At 66.6% G+C, this 19,020-nt stretch carries 10 protein-coding genes; all 10 read left to right on the forward strand.

Annotated features, from left to right (window positions below):
* The first annotated feature begins 17 nt into the window (after window positions 1–17).
* The 10 genes from ACIPIJ_RS26075 to ACIPIJ_RS26120 all read left to right on the forward strand — a co-directional run bounded on the left by ACIPIJ_RS26075 (window position 18) and on the right by ACIPIJ_RS26120 (window position 19,013).
* Complete coding sequence (locus ACIPIJ_RS26075; protein WP_401082389.1) at window positions 18–1,361, forward strand: MFS transporter; 1,344 nt, start codon at window positions 18–20, stop codon at window positions 1,359–1,361.
* A 367-nt stretch (window positions 1,362–1,728) separates the two neighbouring features.
* Complete coding sequence (gene gabP, locus ACIPIJ_RS26080) at window positions 1,729–3,123, forward strand: GABA permease (protein WP_401082392.1); 1,395 nt, start codon at window positions 1,729–1,731, stop codon at window positions 3,121–3,123.
* 162 nt (window positions 3,124–3,285) lie between these two features.
* Complete coding sequence (locus ACIPIJ_RS26085; RefSeq protein ID WP_401082604.1) at window positions 3,286–4,032, forward strand: efflux RND transporter periplasmic adaptor subunit; 747 nt, start codon at window positions 3,286–3,288, stop codon at window positions 4,030–4,032.
* Window positions 4,029–5,348, forward strand: coding sequence for an efflux RND transporter periplasmic adaptor subunit (locus ACIPIJ_RS26090; RefSeq protein WP_401082395.1), 1,320 nt, complete (start codon window positions 4,029–4,031; stop codon window positions 5,346–5,348). The genes ACIPIJ_RS26085 and ACIPIJ_RS26090 overlap by 4 nt, the downstream gene beginning before the upstream one ends.
* A complete protein-coding gene (locus ACIPIJ_RS26095; protein ID WP_401082398.1) occupies window positions 5,345–7,441 on the forward strand; it encodes a biotin/lipoyl-binding protein in 2,097 nt (698 codons plus the stop codon). Before ACIPIJ_RS26090 ends, ACIPIJ_RS26095 begins: the two co-directional genes overlap by 4 nt.
* Window positions 7,442–7,466: 25 nt before the next feature.
* Entirely contained in the window at window positions 7,467–8,267 is an 801-nt protein-coding gene (locus ACIPIJ_RS26100) for an aspartyl/asparaginyl beta-hydroxylase domain-containing protein (RefSeq protein WP_401082400.1), read from the forward strand.
* Window positions 8,255–9,238 carry a sulfotransferase family protein gene (locus ACIPIJ_RS26105; protein WP_401082402.1) on the forward strand — a complete coding sequence of 328 codons (984 nt, stop codon included), beginning with the start codon at window positions 8,255–8,257 and terminating at the stop codon, window positions 9,236–9,238. The genes ACIPIJ_RS26100 and ACIPIJ_RS26105 overlap by 13 nt, the downstream gene beginning before the upstream one ends.
* Before the next feature lie 174 nt (window positions 9,239–9,412).
* Window positions 9,413–9,922 (forward strand): GNAT family N-acetyltransferase, encoded by a 510-nt coding sequence (locus ACIPIJ_RS26110; RefSeq protein ID WP_401082404.1) that lies wholly within the window; start codon window positions 9,413–9,415, stop codon window positions 9,920–9,922.
* Between the two features lie 74 nt (window positions 9,923–9,996).
* Window positions 9,997–10,587 carry a phage tail protein gene (locus ACIPIJ_RS26115; protein ID WP_401082406.1) on the forward strand — a complete coding sequence of 197 codons (591 nt, stop codon included), beginning with the start codon at window positions 9,997–9,999 and terminating at the stop codon, window positions 10,585–10,587.
* 137 nt (window positions 10,588–10,724) lie between these two features.
* On the forward strand, window positions 10,725–19,013 hold the full coding sequence (locus ACIPIJ_RS26120; RefSeq protein WP_401082408.1) for an Ig-like domain-containing protein: 8,289 nt from the start codon (window positions 10,725–10,727) through the stop codon (window positions 19,011–19,013).
* Window positions 19,014–19,020: the final 7 nt, after the last annotated feature.

Below are 19,020 nucleotides of genomic sequence, written 5' to 3' on the forward strand. Positions count from 1 at the left end.
GAAGCAAGAGGGTCCACATGAACAGCAAATCCGCCGTCGCCGCACCGCAGGCCGTGGCCGCGATCGGCCGCCATCGCTTCCTGGTGCTGGCGCTGATCTTCGTCATCACCGTCATCAACTACGCCGACCGCGCCACCTTGTCGATCACCGGCACCGAGGTGCTCAAGGACCTTGGCCTGGACCCGGTCATGCTCGGCATGATCTTCTCCGCCTTCGCCTGGGCCTACGCCCTCGGCCAGGTGCCCGGCGGCTGGCTGCTCGACCGCTTCGGCGCGCGCCGGGTGTATGGCATCAGCCTGATCCTCTGGTCATTGTTCACCCTGCTGCAGGGCACGGTCGGCTGGATGGGCCTGGCTGGCGTGTCGGCCGCGGTGGCGCTGTTCTCCATGCGCTTCATGCTCGGCCTGGTAGAGTCGCCGGCGTTCCCGGCCAACTCGCGCATCGTCAGTTGCTGGTTCCCCACCGGCGAGCGCGGCACTGCCTCGGCGCTGTTCAACTCGGCGCAATACATGGCGGTGGTGGTGTTCGCACCGCTGATGGCGTGGATGACCCACACCCTGAGCTGGGAGCAGGTGTTCATCTGGATGGGTATGCTCGGCCTGCTGCTGAGCGTGGTGTGGTTCCGCCTTTACCACGAACCGCACAGCGCACCGGGCCTGAGCCGCGAAGAGTTCGACTACATGCGCGAAGGCGGCGCGCTGGTCGACCTGGAACAGGAACGCAAGACGGCCAAGAGCAAACCGACCCGCGCCGAGCTCGCGCAGCTGTTCACCAGCCGCAACCTGTGGGCGGTGTACCTGGGCCAGTACTGCATCACCGCGCTCACCTACTTCTTCATCACCTGGTTCCCGATCTACCTGATCAAGGGCCGTGGCATGACCATCATGGAAGCCGGTTGGGTTGCCGCACTGCCGGCCATCTGCGGCTTCACCGGCGGCATCCTCGGCGGCTTCGTGTCCGACTGGTTGATCCGCCGTGGCGTGCACCCGTCCAGGGCGCGCAAGACACCCTTCGTGATCGGCATGGCGTTGTCCACCACCCTGGTGCTGGCCAACTACGTCGATGGCAACGCGGCGGTGATCGCCCTGATGACCCTGGCGTTCTTCGGCAAGGGCCTGGCGGCAGTGGGCTGGGCGGTGCTGTCGGATGTGGCACCGAAGAAAATGGTCGGCCTGTGCGGTGGTGTGTTCAACGGCATCGGCAACGTCGCCGGCATCGTCACCCCGCTGGTGATCGGCTACGTGCTGGCCAGCACCGGCTCGTTCGACAACGCACTCTGGTTCGTGGCCGCCCATGGCGTGCTGGGGATCCTCGCTTACCTGTTGCTCGCCCGGCGCTTCGAGCGTACCGGAGAGGCGTAGGCAGACGCCTGAGCAACAGAGGCCCCGGGAGACCGGGGCTTTTTTGTGCCCGCCTGTTACGCATATCCAGATGAAAAACGAAACCTTCAAATGGCCAGCAGGCGTATTTGGGCATGCCATTCACGCCATCTGGCGTTTATGGAAAAGCGCTGTCGTGATCGAACAGTTCCGAGGCGTTCTCGTGTAATTTCCCACCGCCTCAGGGAGCTTAAATGAACCCCGAATTGCCGTGGCGCCTTGCGCTGTGACGCGTGCCAAAGATCAACAACAGTGCGCAAACAAGGTGTCGACTTATTGATTTCAAAGGAGATATTTTCGCCTACGCCTGCCCGTCCTTCCTTGTGTCAGCAAAAAGAGAACAACATCAATGAACACCGTGGGATCTGATGGCAACCTTGCGCAAGGTTTCAAGCCACGTCATGTAACGATGCTGTCCATCGCGGGCATCATCGGTGCCGGACTCTTCGTCGGCTCCGGGCACGCCATTGCGGCGGCCGGGCCAGCCACCATTATTTCTTACTTCGTGGCCGGCACCCTGGTGGTGCTGGTCATGCGCATGCTCGGCGAAATGGCCGTGGCACACCCCGACACCGGCTCATTCTCCACTTACGCCGACCAGGCCATCGGCCGCTGGGCCGGCTACACCATTGGCTGGCTGTACTGGTGGTTCTGGGTACTGGTGATCCCGATCGAAGCACTGGCCGCCGGGCATGTGCTCAATGCCTGGTTCCCGCAGGTGGACAGCTGGATCTTCGCCCTGGCCTCGGTGCTGCTGCTGGCCTGCACCAACCTGTTCAGCGTGGCCAAGTACGGTGAGTTCGAGTTCTGGTTCGCCATCCTCAAGGTCACAGCCATTCTCTGTTTCATCGGCGCGGGTTTTGCCGCGCTGATGGGCTGGCTGCCAGACCGTGAAGTCAGCGGGCTGAGCGGGTTGATGAAAGAGTACGGCGGCTTCACGCCCAACGGCTGGTCTGCGGTGATCGGCGCGTTCATTACCGTGATGTTCAGCTTCATCGGCACCGAGGCGGTGACCATCGCCGCCTCGGAATCCAGCGACCCGTCGCGCAACATCGCCAAGGCCACACGCTCGGTGATCTGGCGCATCAGCACCTTCTACATCCTGTCGATCTTCGTGATCATCTCGATCGTGCCGTGGAACGACCCGCAACTGGCGGTGGTGGGTTCGTACCAGCGCGCGCTGGAGCTCATGAACATCCCCAACGCCGCCTTCATGGTCGACCTGGTGGTGCTGGTGGCGGTGACCAGCTGCATGAACTCGTCGATCTACATCGCCTCGCGGATGATGTACTCGCTGGCCAAGCGCGGCGACGCGCCGGCCTTCCTCAACAAGACCTCCAAGGTCGGCGTGCCCCGCGCCGCGGTGTTCGGCAGCACCTTGATCGGCGCCGCCATTGCCGTGCTCAACTACTTCGCGCCCAAGGGCGTGTTCGAGTTCCTGCTGGCCAGCTCCGGGGCCATCGCGCTGCTGGTGTACATGGTCATCGCCATCTCCCAGCTGCGCATGCGCAGGCGGCTGGAGCGCGAAAACGCCGAGCTCAAGTTCCGCATGTGGTTGTTCCCATGGCTGACCTGGGCGGTGATCATCTTCATTGCCGGGGCGCTGGCAGTGATGATGTACACGCCGGAGCACCGCGCGGAAGTGAGTTCGACGTTGGGCCTGGCGATCGTGATTTCCTTCCTGGGCATCGTCACCTCACGCGGCCATGAGCGTCAGGCAGCGGGCGCCCGCTCGCTCGGCTGAACGCTGTTCAAGCAGCAACCACGGCGGCCGTCTTGCGGCCGTCGTGAACTTCATCCGCGTGATATATCCGTGCCATCACTTTTTTCGTACACTCCGGCCACATCGGCTCGCAAGGGAGTGTGCAACATGTGTCGTGGGATTCGACTGGCTCTGGCCTTGAGTATGTTGCACCTGCCGCTGGCGCTCGCCAGTGAGGCCCCCGGCGACCCCTTGCTGGATACGCCAGCCGCCGGCAGCGGCGGCGGCGAGCACAACGCCCGCGGCGTGTTGCGCGCCCGTGACCAGGCGGTGCTGGCCAGTGAGCTGGCCGGGCGTATCGTCGAGATGCCTTACGCCGACGGCGAAGACTTCAAGAAGGGCAGCACCCTGGCGCGCTTTGACTGCTCGGCCTACCAGGCCCAGCTCAATGCCGCCCAGGCGGCGGTGCGCGCCAGCCGCGAAGAACTCAACCACAACCGCCAACTGGCCGCGCTGAAGTCGGTCGGCCAGTTCGAGGTTTCGCTGGCCGAGGCCAAGCAAGCCCAGGCCCAGGCTGAAGCCCAGGTCTACCAGGTGCAGGTCAAGCGGTGCGTGGTCAGCGCCCCGTTCGATGGCCGTGTGGTGCAACGCCGTGCCCAGCCCCACGAAAGCGTCGCCAATGGCGCGCCGCTGCTTGAAGTGGTGGACAACCGCTCGCTGGAGATCCAGCTGCTGGTGCCCTCGCGCTGGCTGGCGCGGCTCAAGCCGGGGCAAGACTTTCAGTTCACGCCGGATGAAACCGGTCAGCCGCTGGACGCCAAGGTCAAGCGGGTAGGCGCGCGCATCGATGAGGGCAGCCAGACGCTGCTGCTGATCGGCGAGTTGCCCAGTGACGCCCGCGGCTTGCTGGCGGGGATGAGCGGTACGGCCAGCTTCGCGCAGCAGCCATGACCGCCGCCGTTCAGGGGGCGGCGGAGCGTGCCTTCGCCGTGTTTCTGGGGCTGCAGCGCCAGGCGCGGCAGGCCGCCAGCAGCGAGCAGTTGGCCTACGCCATGGTCAACGACGGCCAGGCGCTGTTCGGCTTTCGCCATGCCGCGTTGCTGATTGCCGGCAAGGTGCAGGCCCTGACCGGCATCAGCGTGGTGGAAGCCAACGCGCCATTCGTGGCCTTTGTCGAGCGTGCCGCGGGCAGGTTGCAGGCAGCGGGTGTCGCAGGCCAGGCGAGTGCGGTCGAGCCGAGCCTGCTGGACGCCCAGACGCTTGCCGACTGGCAGGCGTTGTCGGCCGGGCAGGCGTTCTGGTTGCCGTTGCATGACCGCCAGGGTGAAGCCTTCGGCGGGCTGTGGCTGGCCCGCGAGCAGCCGTTCAACGCCGCCGAGCAGGCCTTGCTGGTGCAGTTGGGCGAAACCTACGCACATGCCTGGCAGGCGCTGAACCCGGTACGCCCCTGGCGCCTGCGCTGGCCGCGGCGGCGCGTGTTGGCGGTGCTGGCACTGGCGTTGCTGGTGCTGTTGGTGCCAGTGCGTCAGTCGGTGCTGGCACCGGCCGAAGTGGTGCCGCGTGGCGGCTGGGTGGTAGCGGCGCCGCTGGATGGGGTGGTGGCCGAGTTCCTGGTCAAGCCCAACCAGACCGTGGCGGCGGGGGACTTGCTGGTGCGCTTCGAGGCCACCACGCTCAAGGCCCAGGCCGATGTCGCTGCCCGCGCCCTGGGCGTGGCCGAGGCGGAGCTCAAGGCCAGTACCCAGCGCGCCTTCAGCGATGCCGACTCCAGCGCACGCCTCGACCTGCTGGCCGCGCGCGTCGAGCAGAAACGCGCCGAGCTCGACTATGCGCGCCAGCTGCTGGCGCGTAGCGAGATCCGCGCCGAACGTGGCGGTATCGCCGTGTTCGCCGATGCCGAGCGCTGGACCGGTAAACCGGTGCAGACCGGCGAGCGACTGATGCAGCTGGCCGACCCGGCGCAGGCTGAACTGCGCCTGGAGTTGCCGGTTGGCGATGCCATCGCCCTGCAGCCGGGGGCCGAAGTGGCGCTGTTCCTCGACAGCGACCCGCTGCATCGGCACCTGGCACAGCTGGAGCGCGCCGCCTATGAAGCCCAGGCCAGTGCTGCCGGGCAACTGGCCTACCGGTTGGATGCGGCGTTCGTCGAGGGGCCGCCGCGCATTGGCCTGCGTGGCACCGCCAAACTGTACGGCGAACGCGCGCCGCTGGCCTATTACCTGCTGCGCCGGCCCTTGGCGGCCGTGCGTCAAGGGTTGGGCCTGTGATGTTGCCGGCACTGCGCGCCGACCTGCAGTTGTCCCCGGCGGCACCGGCCCTGGACGGCGCCCCGCAATGGACCTTGGCCGACCCCTTGCGTGGCCGTTACTTCAAGCTTGGCGCGGCCGCGGTGCGCTTGCTTCGCCACTGGTCGCTGGGCGAGCCGCAGCAGGTGCTGGCGGCCGTCAATGCCGAACCTGGCGTACCCCTGGATGCGGCGTCGGTGGAGGACCTGCTGACCTTTCTGGGCCACCACGACCTGCTCACCGCCCAAGACCCCCGCCAGCGCCAGAGCTATACGGTGAAGGCCGCCGCCAGCCGCCAGGGGCTGTGGCAGAAAGCCTTGCACCAGTACTTGTTCTTTCGCATCCCGCTGTGGCGCCCGGATGCCTTTCTCAACCGGACCTGGCCCGTGCTCGAACGCCATGGCGGCTGGCTGCTGCGTGTGGGCCTGCCGCTGCTGCTGGTGCTGGGCCTGTTTCTGGTGATGCGCGACTGGTCGCGCTTCATCGCCACCTTCCCGCATTTGTTCAGCCTCGGCGGCATGCTCGCCTTCGGCCTGGCCCTGGGCTTTGCCAAGCTCTGTCACGAGTTCGGCCATGCCTACATGGCCAAGCGCGCCGGTTGCCGGGTGCAGAGCATGGGCCTGGCGTTCATGGTGCTGCTGCCGATGTTCTACACCGATGTCAGCGATGCCTGGCGCGTCAGTGACCGGCGTTCGCGGCTACTGATCGATGCGGGCGGTGTCTTCGCCGAGCTGGTGCTGGCAGTGCTGGCGCTGCTGGCCTGGTCGCTGCTGCCCGACGGGCCGCTGCGCACCGCAGCGTTCATGCTGGCCAGCGCCACCTGGATCACCACCTTGTTGGTCAACCTCAACCCGTTCATGCGCTTTGACGGGTACTTCCTGATCAGTGACCTGTGGGGTGTGGAAAACCTCCAGCAACGCGCGTTCGCGCTGTGCCGCTGGCGCCTGCGTGAAGCGTTGTTCGGCTATGGCGAGGCGCTGCCCGAGCCGTGGTCGCCGGCCATGCGCCGGCGCCTGCTGGTGTGGGGCTATGGTGCCTGGATCTGGCGTGCGGTGTTGTTCTTTGGTATCGCCCTGGCGGTGTACCACCTGTTCTTCAAGGTGCTGGGGATATTCCTGATGCTGGTGGAGCTGGTGTGGTTCATCGGCCTGCCGGTGTGGAAAGAACTGCAGCAGTGGTGGCAGCGCCGCGGCCAGGCCCAGCCGCGCAAGGCCCTGCGCGTCGGCTTGGGGCTGCTGTTGCTGTTGGCGCTGCTGGCGGTGCCCTGGCGCGGTGGCGTGGAGGTGCCGGCGATGCTAGAGGCGTCGCGGGTGAGTGCCTTGCATGCGCCGGTGGCGGCGCGCGTGAAGCAACTGCAGGTGCGCGATGGCCAAGCGGTTGCTCAGGGCCAGTTGCTGCTGGAGCTGGAGTCGCCCGACCTGGACTCACGCCAGGCCATCGTGCGCCGCGAAATCGAGATTCTGCAGTTGCTGTTGCGTCGACAGTCCGGGCGCAGCGCCACCGCCAGCGATGCCGGGGTGATCGAGCAGCAGCTCGCCGAAGCCGTGGCCGAGTACCGTGGCCTGGCCGCACAGCGCGAACGCCTGCAATTGCGTGCGCCCCGTGCGGGGGTGTGGCGCGATGTGCCGAGGGACCTGCTGGCGGGGCAGTGGGTCAACCCTGCACAGACCTTGGGCCGGGTGGTGGAGCCGGGGCTGCGCCTGCGCGGTTACCTGGCCGAGGCCGACTTGTGGCGTGTGGCGGCCGGCAGTGAAGGGCGCTTCATTGCCGATGACCCGGCGCGGCCCGCCTTGCCGGTGCGCGTGGAACAGGTGGATGCCACCGGCGTGGCGGCGCTGGAGCTGGAGGCACTGGCCTCCGACCGCCATGGCCCGGTGGCCGTGCGCCGCGACGGCCAGCAGCGTGCCCAGCCGCTGCAGGCGCAGTACGGTGTGCGCCTGAGCCCGCTGGCTGACGTGCCCGACGTCGCGCAGCCGCTGCGCGGGGTGGTGGTGCTCGACGGTGCCCGTGAGTCGCTGCTGGGGGCCGCCTGGCGCCGGCTGGCGGCACTGGGTGTGCGCGAGAGCGGTTTCTAGGCCCCATTCACTGCAAGGAGCAGCCATGATCGACGTCCCGTTGCCGCTGTGTTCCCGACTCTCACTGGCCATCGACCTGCCAGCGTTGCTGCAGGCCCTGGCCCGCGTGGAGGCCGAGGCCTGGCAGGCGCATTTCAACCGCGGTTACCACGAGGGCGACTGGAGCGGGGTGGCGCTGATCAGTGCCGAAGATGCCCCCCTGCCGCTGGCACCTGGCCAGGGCGTGCCGCTGCAACTGGGCTGGTGGCAACAAGAAGCGGCGTGGCAGGCCGTGTTGGCGCCGTTTGGCACAGCGCTGCAGGCCGCGCGCCTGCTGCGCCTGGGCGAGGGCGCGCGGATCCACGAGCACCGCGACCCGGACCTGGGCCGCCCCGGCGGCTGTCTGCGCCTGCACGTGCCGCTGCTGAGCCCACCTGGCGTGGAGTTTCTGGTCGACGGCCTGCAGGTGCCCATGCGCGCTGGCGAGTGCTGGTTCATCGACCTGTCGCGGCCGCACCGGGTGAGCAACCCGGGGCCTGGCGAGCGTATCCACCTGGTGCTCGATTGCCTGGCCGACCCGTGGCTGCTGGCCTTGATCGAAGAGGGCTTGAAGCAAACGCCGGCCTTGCAGCTTGGCAGGGCAGCCCAGGCGTTCGCCTGCTTCCGTGAGCGTGTGGCATCACAGCCGGCCTTGGCTGCGCGCCTGCAGGTGCTGGCGCGTGCCCAGGACTTTGTCGCCGAGGCCGTGCGCCTGGGCACCGCGCAAGGCTTGGTGTTTACCGAGGCAGACGTCCTGAGCGCCATGCGCCAGGGCAAGCAGGCATGGAGCGATCAATGGCGAGTGTGAACCGTTCGACGGACTTTCAAGGCTGGCTGCCCATCCGCCTCTGGCGCAGCGACGCCGGCTGGCGGGTGGACTGGTGCTGGTTCGGCGAACGGCGCCTGGCCTTGCCGTTCTTTCGTGACGATGTCGACCGCGCGCTGCGGCTGCCCTTCAACCAGGCCATGCGCCGCGATACCGATGTCCAGGCGCTGCTCGACTGGCAGGCACACAGCCCGGGCCTGGCGCCCACGGCGCTGGTGTTCCACGCCTCGCGCTGTGGCTCGACGCTGCTTGCCCAGCTGCTGGCCAGCCAGGCGCACAACATCGTGCTGTCCGAGCCACCACCGCTGGACAACCTGTTGCGCGCCCCGCGCCAGGACCCGGCCGCCGCTGCCTGGCAGGCCGATGGCGTGCGCGCGCTGCTCTCGGCCTATGGCCAGCAGCGCCAGGGCGGTGAGCGGCAGCTGGTGATCAAGCTCGATGCCTGGAACATCTTCGAGGCACCCGTGCTGGCCGAACTGTATCCAGAGGTACCGCGGATTTTCCTGTACCGCGACCCACTGGAAATCGTCGTCTCGCAACTGCGTCAGGCTGGGATGCACCGGGTGCCGGGCCTGCTGGGGGCCACCGGGCTCGATGCGCTGCTGGGCGATACCCAGGCCCTGGGGCCGGTGGAATACGCCTGCCGGGTGATGGGTGAAATCCTCGCTGCTGGCCTGGCACTGTGCGAGCAGCAGGGGGGTATCGCGGTGAACTACAGCGAATTGCCTGATGCCGCCTGGGGGCGCCTTGGGCCACTGTTCGGCATACAGCCAGGCGATGTGCCGCAGTTGCAGGAAGTCGCCGCCTTCGACGCCAAGCAACCGGCCATGAACTTCAGCCACGACAGCCAGCGCAAGCGGGACGAAGCCACTGATGAGGTGCGTGCAGCGGTGGCCCGTTGGGCCGTTGAACCCTATAAAGCCTTGGAATCCATACGCTTGCGAAGCCTGTAGAAACGGGTGTCAAAACACCTCAAACGGGTGTTTGAGAAAAAAGTGCTCAAGACCGCTTTGGGGTAGTGGCTATATGCCTTGTTCTTCGGCTACGCTCATCGAGATCGTGTAGGACAATTCACTTGGACGTGCGCCCCTCACCATGGGGTAACTTACGCAGGGAAGCCAGACCCGATGTCCATCCCCGAGGTGTGTCTCCGTCCCATGGAGGGCGCCGACCTGGCGTTCCTGCGTGATCTCTACGGCACCACGCGTGCCGCCGAAATGGCCATGCTGGCGTGGCCGCAGGCTGCCATCGAAAGCTTTCTCGACCAGCAGTTCCAGGCCCAGCACGACTACTACCAGGCCCAGTTCGCCGGCGCCGGTTTCTTCGTCATCGAAGCGGCGGGCGAGCGCATCGGCCGAGCCTACCTGTTGTGGACCGAGAGCCACCTGCAACTCATCGATACCGCCCTGTTGCCGGCTTGGTGTGGCCAAGGCATCGGCAACCGCCTGCTCGACCAGTGGCTGGCCCGCGCCGATGCGCAGGGGCTGAGCGTCGGCCTGCACGTTGCCGCACACAACCCGGCACTGCGCCTCTACCAACGCCATGGCTTTACGACGGTAGGTGAGAACGGCCTGTACCTGAAGATGCGCCGACCGGCGCTCGATACCGCGATTTCCCACGTCGACCGGGCGCACTAGCGGCGCCTGTCACGCGCATCAATTCCCGCGGGCCAGTGGGCCCGCTTTGCAGCGTTGTCATAGGAGAGCAGTAAATGAGTGAGCCGTTCCTGGGTCAGATCACATTGTTCGCGGGCAACTTCGCCCCTCGGGGCTGGGCCCTGTGCAATGGGCAGCTTCTGAGCGTCAGCCAGAACAGCGCGTTGTTCTCTATTCTGGGCACCACCTACGGCGGTAATGGCCAGACCACCTTCGGCCTGCCTGACCTGCGTGGCCGTGCGCCTGTCCACCCCGGGCAGGGCACCGGCTTGCCGGTGGTCGAGCTGGGTGAGGCTGCGGGTACGGCAACGACCACCTTGACGCAACTGAACATGGCGGCGCAGGTCGTGAACATTCCTGCCAAAACGGTATCGGTTGCCATCCCGGCAGCGGAAGGCGATGCCGACCTGGCGGCGCCTTCGACCAGCGGCGTGCTGGCCAAGCCGAAAGACACCACGGGTGCAGGCGCGGAGGTGGCCATCTACGCCTCGACGGGCAGCAACACCACGCTCAAGCCGTTCGACCTCAACATCCCGAGCGGCACCGCGACGACCAGCGGGGGCAACCAGCCGTTCTCGAACCAGAGCCCTTACCTGGGCATCAACTTCATCATCGCGACCGAAGGGATCTACCCGTCGCGTAACTGAGGCCGGCAGGTTGCAGGCAGGGCTGCGGGGCGTCCATCGGCGCCCCGCAGCCCGTTGCGGTGTTATCAAAAAGGACAGGCCGCCCGCGTATGCGGGGGCGGCAAGCACAACCCGCTTCGGGGCTGAAAGAGGTCATCATGGCATTCTGGAAACGCGGCAAGGACACCCACACACCCAACGTTTCCACGAACCGGCCGAGCCTGATTCAGGCCCTGGAACCGCGCATGATGTTCGATGCCTCGGTGGCCGTGGTGGCCGACCAGGGTGCCCAGGCGGCGGAGGCTGCAGCGGCCACGGTAGCCACCAGCAAGGACACCGCCACGGCCAGCGATACCAGCAGCACCCAGGACAGCGCGAGCCATGAAAGCGCGCAGGACGCCGCGCCCGCCACGGCCCCGGCGACCACGGCGGCCGGCAGCCACGAAGTGGTGTTCGTCGACTCCGCCGTCAGCGACTACCAAAAGCTCATCGCCGGCCTGCCCGCAGGCGTTGAGGTGGTGGTGCTGGAAAACGGCAAGGACGGCTTCAAGCAGATTGCCGATTACCTCGACGGCCGCAGCGACGTCACGTCCATCGACATCATCAGCCACGGCGACAGCGGCTACGTGTACCTGGCCGGCAATGCCATTTGGGCCAACCAGCTGGCCAGCCACTCCGCCGACCTGGCGCGCATCGGCGCCAGCCTGGCCGAGGGCGGTGACATCCGCTTCTTCGCCTGCAACACCGGCGCCGGCAGCGATGGCCAGCTGTTCGTCAGCGAAGTGGCACGGCTGAGCGGTGCCGACGTCGGCGCGTCGTCCGATTCGACCGGCAACCGTGCGGGTGAGGACTGGGAACTGGAGACCGTCTCCGGCGTGGTGGCCACCGGGGTGGGCGTGCAGCGCGGCGACCTGACGGCGTTCAACACCTCGCTGGCGACCATCACCGTGACCGACACCGATGCCTCGTCCACGGTGGTCAATGGAAAGGTGTCATTGGCCGAGGCCATCCAGGCGGCCAACACCGATACGTCGGTGGACGGCTCCACTGCCGGTAGCGGCAGCGACATCATCGTGTTTCACCAAACCTTGAAAGGGCAGACCATACGTTGGTCCACCGCCTCGGCGCTGTTGGTCACCAGCAACATCACCCTCAATGGCGATGTCGATGGAGACGGCCTGGGCGACATCATCCTCAGTGGCGACGTCAACAACAACGGTGCGCGCGAGGCACTCGAGGCGTCGGGGCTGCAGAGCAACAGCGGTGGCGTGCTGACCGTGCGCAACCTCGACTTCCGCTATTTCTCGGGCAACCTCACCGGTGGCGCGATCCGCGCCAACAACGGTTCGATCACCGTCCTGGACTCCAATTTCGAAAGCAACTCAGGCGCCGTGATCAACTCGGCGACCACTGCAGGCTCGACGGTGGTCGTGCGCAATACGACCCTCCACGACAACAGTGCGAGCATCGTGGGTGGCACTGCCATGGCTTCGCTGGTGCGCCTGGGCGGCGCCAACAACCATGTGCTGGAGAACGTGGCGATCTACAACAACACCGGTTCCTACGGTGCGACCGGCACCGTCGCCGCCGGCGCGGTAATCGTACTGAGCAACACGGGCGGTTCGGTGAGCATCGTCAACAGCACCATTGCCAACAACGTGTTCCTCAACACCAGCACCGGCAGCATCACCTCGGCCGGCCTCGGCTGGGTCAGCGGCCAGGCCGGCACGGTGACGGTGCAGAACTCCATCCTCACCGGCAACACGGTGAACGGCGTCGCGGCCGATGCCGCCACGGGCAGCAGTTACACCGGCATCACCAACCTGGTCGGCACCACGGTCAACTTCGTCAATGCCGCCGGCGGCGACTACCGCCTGGCCGCCACCGCAACCAATGCCATCGACCAGGGCACCAGCAGTGGCGCGCCGGCCACCGACCTGCGCGGCTTTGACCGGCCGCGCGGGGGGGGCGTGGATATCGGCGCCTACGAGGTGCTGTACTCGGCACCGCCGGTGGTCGACCTGGACACCGGTACCGCTGGCAATGACAGCACGGTCAACTTCGCTGGCACGTCGGTGGCGATCGTGCCGAACCTCTCTCTCACCCAGACCGACGGCGATACCCAAGTCAGTGGCGCCACCCTGACGTTGAGCGGTGTGGTCGACGGCGCCAACGAGACGCTGTCGCTGAGCGGTGCGCAGCTTGCCCTGGCAGCGACTTATGGCATCACCGTGACCGGCTCGGGCAGCACGGTGCTGGCCCTGAGCGGCGTCGCCACTCTGGCCCAGTACCGGGCGATCCTGGCTTCGGTCACCTATGGCAACGCGGCGGCGGCCTACACCAGCGGCACGCGCAGTGTGACCGTCAGCGTCAACGATGACATGGGCAGCACCACCCGCACGGCGTCGGTGGTGGTGCAGCCGCTCAATGCCGTGCCGGTGATCGGCAACCTCAACGGTGACAGCGTGGCCTTCACCCAGGGCAGCGGCGCGGTGCTGATCGATGCAGCCGGCAATGCCACCGTCAGCGACAGCGATTCGGCCGACTTCGCCGGGGGCAACCTCACGGCTTCGGTCAGCGCCAATGGCGTGGGCAGCGAAGACAGCCTGGGCATCCGCAGCGTGGGCACCGGCGCCGGGCAGATCAGCGTCAGCGGCAGCACGGTCAGCTACGGCGGCGTGGCCATCGGCAGCGTGGCCGGTGGCACCGGCGGCGCCAACCTGGTGGTGACGTTCAACGCCAATGCCACGGCTGCAGCGGTACAGGCGCTGGTACGCAGCATCACCTACGACAACGGTAATGCCGGCAATGGCATCGGCCAGGCCAGCCGGTCGATTTCGGTGACCGTCAACGACGGCGATGGCGGCACTTCCGGTGCGGCCTTGGTGCAGGTGATCATCCGCGAGACGGTGCCGCCAACGGCCACCATCACCCTCAGCGACAGCGCGCTGAAATCCGACGAGACGTCGACCGTGACCTTCACCTTCAGCGAGGCGGTGACCGGCTTCACCACTGCCGACCTCACGGTGGCCGGTGGCACCTTGTCCGCCTTGAGCAGCAGCGATGGCGGCGTCACCTGGACCGCCACCTTCACCCCGGCCGCCGGCACCACCGTCGCCAGTGCGGTGATCACCCTGAACAACACCGGCGTCTCCGACCTGGCGGGCAACGCGGGTAGCGGCGTCACCCTTTCGCCGAGCTTCAGCATCGACACCCAGCGCCCCACGGCAACCGTCGTGGTCGCCGACAGCGCTTTGCGCATCGGTGAAACCAGCCTGGTGACCATCACCTTCAGCGAAGCGGTGACGGATTTCAGCAACGCCGACCTGACCATCGCCAACGGCACGTTGAGTGCGGTGAGCAGCAGCGATGGTGGCATTACCTGGACGGCCACTTTCACGCCCGCCAGCAATGTCACCGATGCCACCAACCTGATCTCCCTGGACAATACCGGCGTGCTCGATATCGCCGGTAACGCCGGCACCGGCACCACCCAATCGAACAACTACAGCATCGATACCGTGCGCCCGACCGCCACCATCGTCGTCGCCGATACTGCCCTGCGCATCGGTGAAACGTCGCAGGTGACCATCACCTTCAGCGAGGCGGTCACAGGCCTGACCCTGGCCGACCTGAGTGTGGCCAATGGTGTTATGAGCGATTTGAGCAGCGGCGACGGAGGCATTACCTGGACCGCAACTCTCACTCCGACCAGCAGCATCACCGATGCCACCAACCTGATCACCCTGAACAACACCGGCGTGGCCGATGCTGCTGGCAACACCGGCACCGGCACCACCAACTCGAACAACTACAGCATCGACACCGTGCGCCCGACCGCGGCCATCGTGGTGACCAACACCAACCTGGCCATCGGCCAGACGTCGCAGGTGACCGTCACGTTCAGCGAGGCGGTGGCCGGCTTCACCAACGCCGACCTGACCGTGGCCAATGGCACCTTGACTGCGGTGTCCAGCAGCGACGGCGGGATTACCTGGACGGCGACCTTCACGCCGACCAGCAACATCACCGACACCAGCAACCTGATCACCCTGGACAACACCGGCGTGACGGACCTGGCCGGCAACGCAGGCTCCGGCACCACCGATTCGAACAACTACGCCGTCGATACCCAGCGCCCGACCGCCATCATCGCGATGGCCGACACCGCCCTGACCGTGGGCGAGACCACCACGGTGACCATCGTCTTCAGCGAAGCGGTGACCGGCTTCACCCTCGCCGACCTGTCGGCGCAGAACGGCAGCCTGAGCGGGCTGTCGAGCAGTGACGGCGGCATCACCTGGACAGCCACCTTCACCCCGCTGATCAACGTGCAGGGCGCCAGCAACGTGATTACCCTGAGCAACGCCGGGGTCGCCGACCAGGCCGGTAACGCGGGCAGCGGCACCACGTCCTCCGTCAACTACACGGTCAATACCCTGCAACCCACAGCGACGATCGTGGTCAGCGATACGGCCCTGCGCATCGGCGAGAGCAGCCTGGTGACCATCACCTTCAGTGAGGCGGTGACCGGCTTGACCAATGCCGACCTGACCATCGCCAACGGTAGCTTGAGCGCGGTTTCCAGCAGCGATGGCGGCATCACCTGGACCGCCACCTTCACGCCCGCCAGCAACATCACCGACGCCACCAACCTGATCACCCTCGACAACAGCGGCGTATTGGGCCTGAACAGTGGCAACGCGGGCTTCGGTACCACCACCTCGAACAACTACGCCATCGACACCGTGCGCCCGATCGCGACCATCGTGGTCGCCGACGACAACTTGGCCATCGGCCAGACATCGCTGGTGACCGTCACCTTCAGCGAAGCGGTTACTGGCTTCAGCAATGCCGACCTGACGGTGGCCAACGGCACCCTGAGCGCCGTTTCCAGCATCGATGGCGGCATCACCTGGACGGCGACCCTCACCCCGATCAGCAACATCACCGACACCACCAACCTGATCACCCTCGACAACACCGGCGTTGCCGACCAGGCCGGCAACGCAGGCTCCGGCACCACCGACTCGAACAACTACGCCATCGACAGCCAGCGCCCGACGGCCACCATCGTGATCGCCGACAGCAACCTGACGGCCGGCGAAACCAGCCTGGTGACCTTCACCTTCAGTGAGGCGGTAACCGGCTTCACCCATGACGACCTGAGTGTGGCCAATGGCACCCTGGGCGCCCTCTCCAGCAGCGATGGCGGCATCACCTGGACCGCGACCTTCACACCGACCGCAGGTGTGCAGGATGCAACCAACCTGATCGTCCTGAACAACACCGGCATCGCCGACCTGGCGGGCAACACCGGCACCGGTACGACCTCGTCGGCCAACTACACCATCGACACGGTCGTGCCCACGGCAACCGTCATCGTTGCCGACAATGCGCTGCGCATTGGGGAGACGTCGCTGGTGACCATTACCTTCAGCGAGGCGGTGATGGGCTTCACCAACGCCGACTTGACGGTGGCCAACGGCACCCTCAGCGCTGTTTCCAGCACCGACGGCGGCATCACCTGGACCGCCACTTTCACGCCCACCAGCAATATCACCGATACCACCAACCTGATTACCTTGGATAACACCGGTGTGACCAACCTGGGTGGCAACGCCGGTGTCGGCAGCACCGATTCGAACAACTATGCCATCGACACCCAGCGCCCGACGGCGACCATCCTGGTGGCCGACACCCAACTGGCGGTTGGCCAAACCAGCACAGTGACCATCACCTTCAGTGAAGCGGTGACTGGCTTCACCCTGGCCGACCTGACCGTGGCCAACGGCACCCTCAGTGGGCTCTCCAGCAGCGACGGTGGCATTACCTGGACCGCGACCCTGACGCCCATCGGCGGCATCACCAACACCAGCAACCTGATCACCCTGAACAACACCGACGTGACGGACCTGGCGGGCAACGCAGGCTCCGGCATCACCCATTCGAACAGCTACGCCATCGACAGCCAACGCCCAACCGCCACCCTGGTGATGGCCGACAGCGACGTGCGCGCTGGCGAGAGCACCACGGTAACCATCACCTTCAGCGAGGCGGTGACCGGCTTCAGCAATAACGACCTGACTGTCGCCAATGGCACCTTGAGCACCGTGACCAGCAGCGACGGCGGCATCACCTGGACCGCCACCTTCACCCCGACCGCGGGCGTGCAGGAGGGCACCAACCTGATCATCCTGGACAACGCCGGCGTCGCCGACCTGGCGGGCAACACCGGCACCGGCACGACGTCGTCGGCCAACTACGCGGTCAACACCGTCATCCCCACCGCCACCGTGGTGGTCGCCGACAGCGCCTTGCGGGCGGGCGAAACCACCACGGTGACCATCACCTTCAGCGAGGCGATCAGCGGCTTCACCCTGGCCGACTTGAGCGTGGCCAATGGCGTGCTGAGCAACCTGGCCAGCGCCGACGGCGGCATCACCTGGACCGCGACCCTCACCCCCGCCAGCAATGTCGAGGACGCCAGCAACCTGATCACTCTGGACAACACCGGGGTGGTGGGCGCGGGCTCCGGCAATGCCGGGGTCGGTAGCAGCGACTCCAACAACTACGTTATCGACACACGCGTGCCCAGCGTGACCAGTGTCGGCGGCCCGGCCGGTGTCTCCTACAACGCCGGCGATGCACTGGTGTTCGTGGTCACGGCCAGTGAGGCCGTGCAGGTGGCGGGTTCGCCGCGCCTGGCGCTGGACATCGGGGGGCGCACGGTGTTCGCCGAGCTGATGGCCGGTGCCGGCACGCCGACCCTGGTGTTCCAGTACATCGTGCAGGCCGGCGACAACGACAGCGACGGCATTCGCGTGACCGGCCTGTCGGCCAATGGCGGGGCCTTGCGCGATGCTCAGGGCAACGCCATGGACCTGACCTTGAATGGCGTCGCCGATACCGGCCAGGTGCTGATCGATACCCAGGCACCCACGGCGGTTGGCATCGTCACCCTCGACCCGTCGCCGAGCAACGCGCAGAGCGTGCGCTTCACCGTCACCTTCAGCGAGCGCGTCAACGGCGTGGACTTGTCCGATTTCAGTCTGGTCAGCAGCGGTACTGCCAGTGCCACGCTCAGCGGCCTGCGCCTGGTGAGTGACGGGGTGTACGAAATCACCGCCAGCGGCGTCAGTGGCACTGGCACACTGGGCTTGAACCTCAACGCCAATGCCACCGCCATCAGCGACGTGGCCGGCAACCTGCTGGCCGGTGGCCTGGCTGGCGCGGTGTACAACATCGACCGCGACGTGCCCACGGTGAGCAGCGTCAGCGTGCCGGTCGGTGTGCTCTACAATGCTGGCGACACCCTGACCTTCGTGGTCAACACCAGCGAAGCGGTGATCGTCGACGGCGCCCCGAAGCTGGCGCTGGATGTTGGCGGGCGCACGGTGTACGCCGATTTTGTCGCTGGGTCCGGCACGCCGACGCTGGTGTTCCAGTACCGCATACAGGCCGGCGACAACGATGCCGACGGCATTCAGGTGGTGGGGCTGGCGGCCAACGGCGCGACCTTGCACGACGCCGCCGGCAATGCCTTGAACCCAGGGCTGGCGGCGGTCGGCGACAGCGCACGGGTCATTGTCGATACCCGTGTGCCGAGCGTCGAATCGATCGTCCCGGCACCTGTCACCGGCAGCGGCAGCCAGGCGTTCACGGTGACCTTCAGTGAGGATGTTCGCGGCGTCGATCTGAGCGATTTCCAGCTGGTGTCGACCGGCAACGCCACCGGCACCCTGCAATCACTGGTGCAGGTCGACAGCCGCACCTGGCAGGTGAATGTCGCAGGCGTGGCCGGCAGCGGCAGCCTGGCATTGGCCCTGAAGGCCAGCGGCACTGGCATCAGCGATGCGGCCGGCAACGTGCTGGAAGATGGCTTTGTCGGCCAGGGCAGGGCGTTGCAGTCCAGCGACGGTGATCCGCAGTTCCGCGCCTACCCGGCCACGGCCCCAGGCTTGGCCAGCCAGCCGCTGCCGGTACAGATAGTGCCGGCGCCGCCGTTGACGGCATTCCAGTCGCCGCTGCTGCCGGCGCCGCTGTTCGAGGCCCCGAGCGTGGGTGGTGGGCTGCCGCCGCTGGGCAATATCTTCATTCGCGATGGCGCCTTGGCGCCCAGCTACCTGGCGCAGGTGTTCGCCGGGCAGCAAGGCGGCTTCGGCATCGGCAATGGCTCCGGTGCGGGGTTCCTCGGTTTTGGCGGCGGCGATGCCAACGTGTTCGGTGCCAGCAGCCTGGCCAACATCTTCGACAAGACGCTGCCGGACGACGGCGGCCAGTACGAGCTGAGCGGCGGCAAACCCTGGCGCCAGGGCGGCGAGGGCCTGTCCGGGGCGCCGACGCTGGGCCAGCAGTTGCAGGCGTTCAAGGACGGCGAGCAACGTCAGGTCCGGGACCTGGCGCTGGCGCTGGGGCAGATCGAAACCCCCGTGCCCGAGGCATGAGCCATGG

The sequence above is a fragment of the Pseudomonas sp. NPDC087185 genome (assembly GCF_044744955.1).
Classification (GTDB): Bacteria; Pseudomonadota; Gammaproteobacteria; order Pseudomonadales; family Pseudomonadaceae; genus Aquipseudomonas.